The organism is Fuerstiella sp. (assembly GCA_022447225.1).
Taxonomy (GTDB): Bacteria; Planctomycetota; Planctomycetia; order Planctomycetales; family Planctomycetaceae; genus S139-18.
The window spans coordinates 91,966-105,043 of record JAKVAZ010000003.1 but is presented as its reverse complement, the minus strand read 5'-3'; the positions used below and the strand labels follow the sequence as shown (position 1 = coordinate 105,043).

Below are 13,078 nucleotides of genomic sequence, written 5' to 3'. Positions count from 1 at the left end.
TCTGCGGCAACATGTGATTCAAATTCTTGTGCAGATTCTGCCGGTCTGCGAGACACGCCGGGAATAGGGGTTGGCCGCGGGACACAGCCATGTTGATCCCCGGCAACACTGAAAAATGCGAATTCTTCTGCTTTCGTGAAACAGCTTGCGACCGACGGTCGGTGATCTAAGTTTTCCCGACACGACTCGACCTACCGCAGTTACGGCAGACTTAATGACGCCCTGCCATCGCAGTACGCTGCAGGTCGTTCAGAGAGCAGCACTCGATGGAACAACCAATATTTCAAGGAAAGTCCGTAAGGAAACGTCGGGGCACGACACTGGTCGAAACCGCCGTAGTGCTGCCTGTGTTCTTTATATTTCTCTTTGGCTTTATCGAATTCGGTCATTGTTTCATGACGATCCACACGCTGAATTCGGCAGCCCGGCGTGCAGCCAGACTGGGTGTTGGTGAAAACGTAACGACAGAGCAGGTCAGAAATCTGGCTCATTCCATCCTGGATTCGGCAATCGATGCAGATCTGGAAGGCGTGAATATCTCCGTCCGGGATGCAGGCATCTTTGATACTGCCGGTGTGGATGCGTCTGCCATTAACTACAACGACCTGCCGGACATCGAGGTTGACGATGTCGAGTCACGCTCCCTGTTTCTCGTACGCATCGAGGTTCCGTATTACGAAATCGGGATCCTGGGACCAAGATGGATCGACACCCTGAATCTCCACGGCCAGGCCGTGATGAGGAAGGAGTGACGGAAATGAAACAACTTCGAATTCGAGAAGGAAGGAATGACCGGACCGGAATCGCCACCGTTGAGTGTGCGATTATTCTGCCGATGATGCTGGTTCTGGTGCTGGGACTCATTGAGCTGGGAACAGCACTCCGGGCAACCACGATCATGCAGTCAGCTGTGCGTGAGGCCGGGCGTCTGGCTTCCATGGACTGGCGGTATGTGGTCGAAGACGGTGATACACCAAACGATAAAGTGGAACAGGATATTCGAAACCTGGTAACAGCATCAGGACTCCCGGGAGAGGATCTGATCGTGAACATTGAATACGCCGAAGGAGACAGCGAGGGCTCAGCCTTTGATATTTCAAACCCGAACAACGAACTGGAACTGATGCTGATTGAAGTGGAACTGCCCTATGCAAGCATCAGCCTGTTCCCGGTTCGGTATCTGGGGGGAACAAATCTGCGTGCCGGTGTCGTCTCACGAGCGGGAATCGCCGGTGGCAGTCTGACTAACTAACCGACCTTATCATCAGACTCGAACACTTCCCTAGGAACACCACTGCCGGCGGTATCAGACGCGACGACCAGCGTCTGAATGACAACGAAAACAGTTACTGGTTGACAGACATCAGGCGAGATTGAATCGAGGGGAAATCCGAATGAATCGAACCAATCCAATCAACAGGCCTTCGGGATACAGACAGCAAAGGCGCGGCATCTTTATCGCCCTGGCTGCCCTGTGTCTGGTCGCAGCGATGACGTTCGTCGGGATGTCCGTCGACCTGGGAATGATTACTGTCACGAAAACTCGTATGCAGGCAGCCGCCGACTCAGCGGCTCTTGCTGCATCGCAGGAAATCGTAGTCGCGATTCGCGCGGCCGGTCAGGCAGGTGAAACCGACGTTCAGACAATCCAGGCGATCGCTGCTGCTGATGCTCGTGCGATGGCCGCACACGTCTGCGACCTCAACGGATTTTACATCGATCCGGCCACAGACGTGATTCTGGGCTCACGACTGCTCGCAGAAGACGGCGAGTCGTTTGTCGAAATATGGGGATCCCCCCCCTATAACATGGTCAAAGTAACGATCCGCAAGACCAACTCAGACAAAACGGCTCCCGATGCAAAGCTGCCGCTTTCGTTTGCCCCGGGTCAGGATGCCCGGTCACACACGCTGACAGCAGAAGCCACAGCGTTCATCGAGTCGCGTGACATTGTTGCGATCCTCGACTACTCAGGTTCCATGGCCTACGACAGTCTCATTCACTCCGCGACCATCAATCGAATGAGTCTCTCTCAGGTCGAATCGAGTCTGGACGAAATCTGGGATGCACTGGTCGCTTCCACTGTCGGATTTAGTAACGACAGCGGCACGATGAAATTTCCGTCCGGTGGTCTCGGTCGAATCGATTCGTACGAAGGATTCTACATCGGCAGCAACAGCGTCAACACAGTTTTCGATGCGCTGGAACTCGGCGGAGACGGCGAAGGAGCCAGGTTTTACAACAAGAACAACTACAAAAAATTCATGGTGGAACTGGGACCGGGAACGTATAACCTCAACGACATGAGCGGAAGCCTGGATGATAAAATCAACTCCTTCCGCGTGCCCGATGGATACACTGTCACACTATGGGATCTCGAGAATGAAGGTGGCTGGCAATATGGCCCGGTAACATCCGATGTTTCATCGATGGGCGGCGGATACAATAATGACGCAGAGTGGATCGTCATAAGCGACTCTGCTGGTTCCGATGGATACGTTCCCTTCCCACAGGAAGGGAAGACATCATCCGGCGGTACACTGAAAGGAAAACCGTCCGGGAGTACCAGTGAATCAATGTGGAAGGACTACATCGAATTCGTCATGACGGATAGTACGCTCAACACATACGGCTACCGGAAGAAATATGGCTACCGCACGTTGATGCACTACCTGATCTACAGACGGATGATGAACCACGAATCTGAAGATTTGTGGAGAGCTCCGATCTATCCGCATCACGCAGTGAAAGACGGCATGTCAATGTTTGCGGAGTTTCTCGACAATCTGGCATACGGTGACAACATTGGACTGGTCACCTACGCCACGACTTCACTGAGACAAACCGGGTTGTGGGATGACGGCACGGAGGTGACGGTGGATCTCAATGGAGAACACCTCACAGATAACTACGATGCCATTGATACCATTCAAAGACATAAACAGCCCGGTCACTACAATCGCGCAACAGGTATCGGATACGGACTGGAAGATGCTATTCAGCTGATTGAGGAACAGGGTCGTTATGGTGCCCAAAAATCGGTTCTGCTCATGACAGACGGCCAGCCCAATCAGTATCCGTCCGGGTTCGGCGAAGATGATCTGCCAGGAGGATGGGACTGGAACGACATCACAGATTTCGATGGTGACGGCCTGGCTGATTTCGAAATCGACAGCAGTTATGGCGGATGGGACTCCAACTGGCAGGCCGCACTCTACGCCTTCATGGTGGCAAAGGAGGCGTCGGATGCAAACATCGTGGTCCATACAATTTCCGTCGGATCCGGTGCTGACACCGATCTGATGGGGGCCATTGCAAGCATGACCGGAGGCAACCATCTGTGGGTGCCGGGTGGCTCCACGATTTCTGAAATGGAAGAGGATCTGCAGACAGCATTTGCACTCCTCGCCGGACAGGTTCCTCCGGCTCGACTGATTGCTGACGGGAACTGACCTGCCCCAGCCGCAAAAGTCACGACTGCCACAGGCACCGTTCAATTGACGACGCTGCCTCTGGCCTTGACGTTTTCCGTGTACGATCAGGCTGTGAACGTTCGCCGCCCGGATCCCGTTACTTCTGCCGCGGCAGAATAGATCGGCCGGATTAGTCAATTTTCAGTCGGAATCCTGGACACAACACGTCGGATGAGACGACAATCCCGACCGGCTGAGTCCACATTCAGTTCTTTGTCCGCCATTCCCCACAGAGTGATTTGAATGACTGAACCTGTCCCCCGACTGCCGAGCGTCATTTATCAGCTTGTGACATTCACATTACTGGTCAGTTCGACCGCCTGGGCCGATGTTCGTATGCCGGGCTACTATGGCGACCACATGGTCCTGCAGCAACAGATGCCGCTGCGGATTCGGGGATGGGCGGATTCCGGTGAACAGGTCACCGTATCTCTTGCCGGAAACACGGCAACAACTGAAGCCGGATCGGATGGACGCTGGACAGTCACCCTTCCGGCTATGGAAGCAAGCAGCACAGCAGTGATTCTCAGTATCACGGGCCTGAATACCATTAGTTTCAAGGACGTGCTGATTGGTGAAGTCTGGCTGTGTTCCGGACAGTCGAATATGGAATGGCGTGTGGCCTCCAGCACCAATGCCCCGGAGGAAACAGCGTCAGCAGAATATCCTCTGATCCGACATATCAAATTTGAACACCGTGCATCCCCGGTTCCGCTGGACGATATTTCTGCAGACTGGCAGCTCTGCTCACCGTCAACGGCAGAAAATTTCACTGCCGTCGGATACTTCATGGCTCGTGATCTGTACCGGGAACTCCAGGTGCCGATTGGCCTGATCAATTCATCGTGGGGCGGTACACGAATCGAACCGTGGACACCACCAACCGGCTTCGCACAGATCAGGGCGCTCAGTGGTCTGTACCGAAACATCCTTATCAGAACTCCAGGCACCGAAAAACACAAAACCCTGCTGCAGCGTCACATCCACGCAACAGAACGCTGGCTGCTGGAGGCCAAACAGGCACTTGCTGCTGACACCGAGGTCCCGGCCAGCCCCGTCTACCCTTCGGCGTTGTCTCCACTCAGTAACCGTCAGGATCCAACCGCTCTGTACAACGGTATGATTCACGCACTCGTCGGATTCCCGATTCGAGGTACCATCTGGTATCAGGGAGAGTCGAACCACACCGAAGGCATGCTGTACTACGAAAAGAAGCGGGCGCTTATTAACGGCTGGAGAAAACTTTGGCAGCAGAAAGATTTTCCGTTTTATTACGTACAAATCGCACCGTTTCAGTACGGCGATGAAGACCCCGAAATACTGGCAGAACTCTGGGAAGCACAGGCCGCTGCGCTGACTTTGCCAAATACCGAAATGGTCGTGATCAATGACATTGCCACTCTCGATGACATCCATCCTCCCAACAAACAGGATGTGGGCCGGCGTCTCGCTTTACTGGCTCTTCAAAACGATTACGGCCGCGAACGCGTAGCCCGCAGCCCGGAGTTCGATGAAATGACGGTCAGCGGCAAAACATTAACAATAACTTTCCGCCATACAGGTGGAGGCCTCAGAACGCGTAACGGCCAGGCTCCGACCCACTTTGAAATCAGCGGGCCGAATTCTGATGGCTATCAGACCGCAACCGCCAGGATACGAGGAGACTCGGTTATTCTCAGTGCGACAAACGTCTCCAGCCCGACCGCATTTCGTTTTGCCTGGCACAAGCTGGCCCGGCCCAACCTGACCGGGGGCACCGGCCTCCCGGTTGGTGCCGTTCGTGGTGGCGACGCGAGCCACTAAGCTGACAAGCCGATTGGAATTCTACAGCAACCGCGCATGCTGCCCGCAACAGTAATCAACCCAACCTGTTCTTTAAAGAATCCCCAAAACCTTTTGCACGCAGCCCCTGACAGTTGTCGCAACTCGACAGGGTCATCTGCGATGACGATCTACTGAGGCACGCGAAGCCTGATCGGAATACCGTCAGTCATCAGAACCTTCCGCAGCCCCAATCTGCTCAGAACCCGTTGACCACTGCGATAACTAAGTAACACCGTCTGTCGAATTATGTGCAACACCGTGCTGGTATCCGGACATAACCGGATCTCACTCACTGATCGAGACCTTCTGCCTGGCAACACGGCACCCGGCAAACACGTTCGGCAGACTCAATCATTCCGCAACAGCACGCTGCTTCCGGAGTATTCGTGACCTGCGTCACACGGTATCCGCAAAAACATTGCCGGAGGCAATACGAACAACGTCACCGATTCTAAGGCGTTGAGCATCTCCGGTCGTACTGATCACACAACAGTCATGATACCAGTGTGAAATTTCCACGTCTGGAAAATCCGGAAGCCATACTGGTGCAAATGTCTTCATAAGCGGGAGCCCCGCATTGATAACAGCCGATTTGAGCGCCGGACGTGAAATGACTTCGGCTTCCCACCAGATCACAGGCTCACCATGATCAGACGACTGGAACAATGTCTGATCGCGGAACTCTGTCACAAACGTATTGTCGCCGGGAATTGCATCCCAGCTGCCGTCAACACTAATCAGGTCACATTCAATTCCAGCCCTGCGGAACTGGCGCTGAGTGTGTGCTGTGGATTTCATAACAGCAACCGACTTTCCTTTCGTGACGATCGAGGCACTGATTCCGACAACTCGAAGACCTTTCAGCCGACTGACCCCCTGAGCCAGCTGAACAGCGTCCAGGCCAGGCCGGACGCCAGGCCCCGGCCCGTTGCCCCGCAACAATATGACAACCAAAACTTCATCCTCACGTCCGGAGAGGTGGCGTGCCAGCAGTTCGGCCTGCACAAAATGATCGACGGTCAGCAGCAGTGGTGCCGAATTCGAAAATTTTTCGAGGAACGGTATTTCACTGATCGTTGGCGGAAGACTGACAAAAACTGACCTGATTCCGATGTCTGCGAAACGCCGGGCCTGCACAATCCCGGGTACAGAGACTCCGGCGGCTCCTTCCAACAGACACACCTCTTTAACAGTCAACGGCACATGAAGCGGCAGATGCGGTCGCCATACCACATTCTTTTCACGAGCCAGTCGCATCAGACGACAAACATTTTTCTGAAGCAGATCTCCATCAAATCTCATACGGACCATGAACTCAGCCTGCCTGTGACAAAACCTACAGGGAACTCAGAAATTCGGCGACTCGCTCTCGTCGTTGTTCCGACCCCCATTCCGGATAAATCACCGACGTCACTCGCAGCTGCCGCGCCGCCTCGTCCGGGTCTCCGAGTTGAGCCTGAATTCCGGCCAGCTGGACACATGACTCCAGCCACAATTCAGACCCTTCTTTGCTTTCTCGCCGGATGCGTTTCCAGAATGTTGATTGTGCCGTCAGCTGGTCCGGCGTCCGTCGGCCGGTTAATTTTGGAAGTACATCCGCAATCTCCATGCTTTGCTCAGTGGTAAGATCCTGACGAATCAATCGATTCAGTACCTGAAATGTGACGGAATCGTCATTTGTGACCTGATATGCCAAACCGGCAACCTTCAGAATTTTCGATAATTCTTCAGCTGATATCTTCATTGACATCCGGGCAATGATCAGCTGATCGATTGTAGCTGCAATCAGTCTGTCACCCAGCTGAGTCCGGGCACCTTTGCTGAGATAACAGCTTAGCTGAACAGCAGCCTGCAGATGGTCAGCGGTGGTCCCGGACAAATACCTGTGTTTCTCAAGCTGTAAAACCCTAGTATCTGTGGAGATTCGGGCGGTACTCACCAGCCTGACAAGGTTCAAACGATTTAACGTTTCCGGATCGACGTTTTCAATCACCGATCCTGCCTCCATAAGTCTCGCCGATATCCGGCCCCAGAACTTCTGTGTCCTCTCTTCCCCGGTATTGAGTGTCACTGACAGCAACAACAGCCGAGCCGACTGATCTGTCAACTCTCCAGTCGTCAGATCATGTTTCTCACACAACATCTGCAACTCACCAACCAGTTCGGACCAGGTTTTGACAGATCGAGACTTACTGACCGATCGTCTGGCCTGTTCCAGTTGTTCGCCCAACCGAATCGTCCTGCGGAGACGTTCGGAAAAAGAAACCGGTTCAGCTGCTTCCTCAGCCAGAACCTGTGCGGCATAAAGAGAATCGATCTGTTGAGTCAGCCGAACCAGCCATTCGGTGGACTGCTGTCGAGTTCTCTCCTCTGGCCAGCGAAGGCGATGCTGAACGAGACTGTCAAAATATTGATTCCGGAGTGAACGGTCACCAGGTGCCAGTTTCCATTCCTGTCCACGGCAGTATGCAATCAGCAGCTCTGCCGTTGATGCAGACTTGTTTCGCGTGCATGCCGCAAACAATTGTGCCGCCCGCTGCAGTACCGGAATTGCGCCCTTCCAGTCCTGTTGCGTGATCAGGATCTCCCCTAACCGAAGACTGATCGCAGCGCGGGACTGCTCCGATGCCCATGTTGGCAACAGTCGATTTGCCCGCTGAAGTTCTCGAAAAGCTTCCGTAAGACGGCCGGCCGACCGCAGTCGTTCAACCCGTTCGACCAGCTCTGTGACTTCCGTACCAACAGCATCGATAAGCTGATACCGGTTGATGATGCGTACGGCAGCATCCCTCCACACGGATGGGTTCCATTTCAACGCCACCCCGGAATACCGTGCAAACTGCTCATCCGTACGCTGTGAAGCCGACAAATCCTGCAGATGATCAGTCATTCTCCTGAGCAGCAGCATTGACTCCAGCCGAAGCACAGACAGTTCACTGCCTGTGTCTGACGACGTACTGCCAAGCGCATTGCAAAGCTCCAGTGCCGATGTTGCTTTGCCCTGTCTCAACAGTCCCCGAATGCGCAGACCGTTTCGCTGTGATTCGCTGAGCGAAGAATTCTTTTGTTTCAGGATCAGACTGAGACCGTCACCGTCTCGTGAATGAATCTGAAGTTCTGCCTGCAGCTGCTGAGCAGTCTGCCGGGTCGTCAGCAACCTTCCGGTGCGTTCAAACACCCGGAGGCGTTTTCTGAGACCCTTTTCCGACATCGCAGCCGACACACGATCTGCGGCTGCTGCTGACGACAGGAAACGGATGACAGCCGTTTCAATCCGCAGACGTTGTCCCCGTTCCCTTAGAAGAATGGTCCGCCCCCGCTCCAGTTCACCTCGATTTTTCTCCAGCTGACTGAGCAGCTCGTCAGTCAGTTCACCGGCACGGTCGACCAGCGAGATCACGCCCGATGCCTGTGATCGTCGCATTTCAGCCATTGGCCCGGTATGCCCTGCGGAATGCAGTAAACGATTGATCTGCGCAAGGTTGACCAACCCCTCAATCTGATTCAAACGCAGTGCCAGTTTTGTTTCTGCAGACACATCGTGGTCACGGAGGAACCCGTTAATCGACTCAACGATTTGTTCTGTGAGTGACTGACGACTGGCAACGGATTCCTGCCAGGTACGTAACCGATAAACGGCTGCAAGCTGATCAATCCAAAATGCCTGTGATTCTGCACCGGATTTCCGGCGGGCACGATCCCGGGCATAGTCCGTTGCCAGATCGTACAGCTCTCGACGATTAAGTTCAGACAGAAACCCGCGATCGAGGGTGTCCGCATCGGACGGTGCTGGAATCTGCGTATAGCCCGTACTGTAAATTGTTAATACAATTACAGTAAACGGCACCGTACGAATCCGGAAGAACCACCGGCTTACAGTGACACTCAACGCGATGAAATTCCAGAAAGACTCCATGAACACCCAGTATAACGCGAGTGTTCGACCACATGCCACGGAATCATAAAATCGTTGACTGCCCGCTGCCGGTCTTTTCATTAATTCAGACAAGGAGGATCAATGCTCAACATGGGAACAGTAGAATGATACAGAAAACGGTTCTCAGTGTGGGTCAGTGTGGTCCGGACCATGCTTCAATCTCGCGGTTTTTAGTTGGACATTTCAATGTGCAGGTGATCGCCACAGACTTACCGTCCGATACACTGGAAACACTGTACCGCCAGGACGTCGACCTGGTACTCATCAACCGCAAACTGGACACGGACGGTACAGACGGGATGGAAATACTCAAGACGCTCAAAAACAACAAAGAACACGCGCACGTGCCTGTGATGATTGTTTCAAACTTTGATGATGCTCAGCTTGCCGCCGTCCAGGAGGGAGCCGTTCATGGATTTGGTAAAGCGGAATTTTCGTCTCCAGCGGTCAGAGAACGTCTGAGTGAAATACTTTCCGACCAGTAACGATGCCTTTCTGCCGTTTCTCTGCTGAAGCGTCCGGATAGCCGGACCTGACAACCGGCCGCAGGCCGACCGGGACCATCCGATTTACAGTGTCGTTTAATTAGTCATCGTCCGGAGCACACCGACACCACACACCAATTTTAATCAATGACACCGTTGGCTTTTCGTTCTTCCGGGATCATGCCGTGATTTCCTAAACTTATCACAGGCCCCGCATCCTGATCAGAACCTGACAGCCAAGGCCGGACCTTCGTCGAAGGCGCCCCATCAGACACATGTACTGACGGGAGCGGACCTTCAGCAACCATCGCTAAACAAACGTATAAAATCGCAAACGCAGCAGACACCACCAGGCCTGCTGCAGATACAAGCCGGAATCGGTACCTGTTTCGCGGGCAGACGACCTGTTCCTGGCACCTCAGGAATGTCCTGGAGCGCAAAGCAGTTGACAACTCCGGTAACGTATCGGCAGCACGAATCAGTTCGGTTTCAGACAGAGTCGGTTCGGGAAGACGCTGGTAAGGAATAGACATGAGACGTAGTCCGGCGGCAGCAACGCCAAATATTGAAAAAAAACAAATGCATAACCACAGTAACCTGACCAAGCCACCATAAATCAGATCGGCCAGGAATCATAAAACAAGAACATTAGACATGAGATTCCTGAGCACAGTATTTCGAAGGAACCTTACCAGGTCGCGAATCAAAGGCTGCAAACTCAGCTGCAGATTTTCCATGGCATAACGGTATCGGCTGGCCACTGTGTTTTGTGACTTACCAAGTGCTTCTGCGATCTCGGGAAAGGTAAGATCTTCCCAATGTTTCAGGATGACGACTTCATACTGCGCAGAGGGCAGCGCCCGGACAATTCGCGGACCCGCTGCGCCGTTTCTTCCTGCTGGAAAATTTCATCAGGAGTCGGCGTATTTCCGGATCGGTCTTAGTCTCCACACTCTGAAGAACGTCTCTTCTGTGCAATCCTGAGTGCTTCATTTCGAGCAATGCGGATGAGATAAGGCCAGAGGAGACCTGCTTTGGCCGTGAGTTTGGGGCGGGCGGCGACTCGTAAAAAAGCGGCCTGCAATGCATCTTCAGGGTCGGATTGACTCGACGCAACGGTCATAGCCAGCCGCACCATTCTTTGGGCGGACAGATCACATATTTTCTCTATCGCAACACCTGGATTCTTCGTCAGTTGACTGACCGACCGAAGGAAGTGGCGATGGAATTCGTTGGAGTTATTTGCGGACACGACAAACTCAATGAAACCTGCCGCGAACGTACTTGTCTGTCCAATCCGATATTTTTTTAAATACGAAAAGCTGACAGACACTCATGAATTCCCAAATATAGACGGATGATCAACACATATCATGACCATGTTTTCCAACTGTTGTCCCTGCCGTATCTCTTTTGGATATACGGGTAATCACACCCGTTGGATTTACTTCGGACAAACAACAAACTCAGTCCGTTGAGTCCGGCAACTAATGACCGACCGGTTCAACAGTCGTAGTACATCGTAAATTCGAATGGGTGGGGACGCTGACGAATGGCATCCACTTCATCAGCCCGTTTATGCTGAATCCAGGTCTCAAGCACGTCCGATGTGAAGACATCTCCCTGCAAAAGGTAATCCTGATCCTGTTCCAGCGCCAGCAGGGATTCACTGAGAGAACACGGGATCTGAGGCAATCCCTGTTGTTCCTGGGGCTCCAGATCATATAGATCCTTATCCAGTGGCCGGCCCGGTTCGATCCGGTTCTGGATACCATCGAGCATCGCCATCAGCACGGCGGCTCCGGCCAGATACGGGTTACAGGCCGGATCAGGACAACGGAACTCCAGAGACCGACGATCATCGTCACCACAGTTCACGGGAATTCGTACTGCAGCAGAACGATTCCGGTAGCTGTAGGAAACATTAACCGGTGCGTCGAAACCTGACACCAGCCGTCTGTAACTGTTGGTTGTTGGACAGCAAAACGCCAACAGTGACCTGGTATGCTGCAAAATTCCGCCGAGTGCAAACATCGCCGTTTGACTGAGACCACCGTATCCGTTTCCGGCGAACAACGGTGAATTGTCTTTCCATAAAGTCATCCGCAGATGCAGCCCGGACCCGTTGTCATTCCACAACGGCTTGGGCATAAACGTAGCAGATTTGTCATGACTGGCAGCAACGTTACGCACGAGGTATTTCAGACGCATCAGGTGATCGGCAGTACGAACCAGTGAGTCAAAATCCAGATCCACCTGACATTGACCGGCTGTCGCGACTTCCCGGTGCTGTGCCTCGGCCGGCACACCTCCTGCCTTCAGAGCCAGCATAATTTCTGTTCTGAGTGAGGCCAGTGAATCAGCCGGCGGCATCGGCAGGTATCCTTCGCGATATCGCACCTGATATCCTTTCGATCCCGCTCGACCACGATTCCACTGTCCCTCGCGACTTTCGACGTGGTAGAACGCCTCGTGCTGCGATTGATCAAACCGCACATCGTCAAATACGAAGAATTCCACTTCAGGTCCGAGTCCCAGTTGATCCGCAATTCCGGTAGAAACCATGTAGTTTTCTGCCTTGCGGGCAATGTTCCGGGGATCGCGTGCATAGCTTTGATGAGTTACTGGATCTTTGACGTTACCAATAATTGCGAGCGTCGACGGCATAAACGGATCAACGAACGCTGTCCGGGGATCCGGTATAATCAACATGTCGCTTTCATGAATCACCTGCCAGCCACTCATGGATGATCCGTCGAAACCAAACCCGTCATCAAAACAGTGTTCTGTCAGTTGTGCAGAGGGAATCGTGAAATGCCGCTGATAGCCTCGAAAATCAGTGAATCGCAGATCAGCAGCCTGAATTTCACGCTGCCGACACAGCGCGATCACTTCACGCGGCGAATATTCATTCATTGTCATACTCAGCCCTAACGGAGATCCCGATACAGAAATTGACTCACGGGAGCAAATGTCGCTCGTCTGTTCCCGAGACGGATCGACCTGAGCCGCAGTTTGTCTGCCGGCCGCGAACTCGCGCGTGAACATGCCTATAAATATTAACAGCGTTCAGCCCGCACTGATTCTACCGGAAGTCTGCGGGTATCGCGATCCACCCCGATAACACAGCAGCATCATTGTTTGGTGAATGTTCTCGCCTGACAACACGTTGAACGAAAACGGTTCACATCGTCTCTTGAAACCAAATCCACACGACATGGCACTGGATCAGCGGAGGATGGAAGGGATTTTTGCACCCGCCACGTGTTTTCACACTGTTAGGTCGAAAACCGACATGACACCCGAACTGTTTGTCTGCGTGAGAACAACCAGGCCACGTTCTTCGGCAAACAGACGTA

At 53.2% G+C, this 13,078-nt stretch carries 9 protein-coding genes; 5 read left to right on the top strand and 4 right to left on the bottom strand.

Going from position 1 to position 13,078, the window contains the following annotated elements; genetic code table 11:
• The first annotated feature begins 266 nt into the window (after window positions 1–266).
• From MK110_03450 to MK110_03435, 4 genes are all read left to right on the top strand, one after another.
• Window positions 267–752 (top strand): pilus assembly protein, encoded by a 486-nt coding sequence (locus MK110_03450; GenBank protein MCH2210331.1) that lies wholly within the window; start codon window positions 267–269, stop codon window positions 750–752.
• 5 nt (window positions 753–757) lie between these two features.
• Complete coding sequence (locus MK110_03445; GenBank protein ID MCH2210330.1) at window positions 758–1,252, top strand: pilus assembly protein; 495 nt, start codon at window positions 758–760, stop codon at window positions 1,250–1,252.
• Window positions 1,253–1,394: 142 nt separating this feature from the next.
• Window positions 1,395–3,452, top strand: coding sequence for a VWA domain-containing protein (locus tag MK110_03440; protein ID MCH2210329.1), 2,058 nt, complete (start codon window positions 1,395–1,397; stop codon window positions 3,450–3,452).
• Window positions 3,453–3,716: 264 nt separating this feature from the next.
• A complete protein-coding gene (locus tag MK110_03435) occupies window positions 3,717–5,276 on the top strand; it encodes a sialate O-acetylesterase (GenBank protein ID MCH2210328.1) in 1,560 nt (519 codons plus the stop codon).
• Between the two features lie 417 nt (window positions 5,277–5,693).
• Here the strand turns inward: MK110_03435 and MK110_03430 are convergent, their stop codons facing one another.
• A complete protein-coding gene (locus MK110_03430) occupies window positions 5,694–6,608 on the bottom strand; it encodes a hypothetical protein (GenBank protein ID MCH2210327.1) in 915 nt (304 codons plus the stop codon).
• Between the two features lie 25 nt (window positions 6,609–6,633).
• On the bottom strand, window positions 6,634–9,144 hold the full coding sequence (locus MK110_03425) for a hypothetical protein (protein MCH2210326.1): 2,511 nt from the start codon (window positions 9,142–9,144) through the stop codon (window positions 6,634–6,636).
• 194 nt (window positions 9,145–9,338) lie between these two features.
• Here MK110_03425 and MK110_03420 point away from each other — a divergent pair, with 194 nt between their 5' ends.
• Window positions 9,339–9,719 (top strand): response regulator, encoded by a 381-nt coding sequence (locus MK110_03420; GenBank protein ID MCH2210325.1) that lies wholly within the window; start codon window positions 9,339–9,341, stop codon window positions 9,717–9,719.
• 940 nt (window positions 9,720–10,659) lie between these two features.
• On the opposite strand, the gene MK110_03415 is transcribed toward MK110_03420, so the two are convergent.
• Both MK110_03415 and glnA read right to left on the bottom strand, forming a co-directional pair.
• A complete protein-coding gene (locus MK110_03415) occupies window positions 10,660–11,052 on the bottom strand; it encodes a hypothetical protein (protein ID MCH2210324.1) in 393 nt (130 codons plus the stop codon).
• Window positions 11,053–11,222: 170 nt separating this feature from the next.
• The gene (gene glnA / locus MK110_03410) at window positions 11,223–12,635 is read right to left on the bottom strand and encodes a type I glutamate--ammonia ligase (protein ID MCH2210323.1); all 1,413 of its coding nucleotides are present in this window, start codon (window positions 12,633–12,635) and stop codon (window positions 11,223–11,225) included.
• Window positions 12,636–13,078 lie beyond the last annotated feature (443 nt).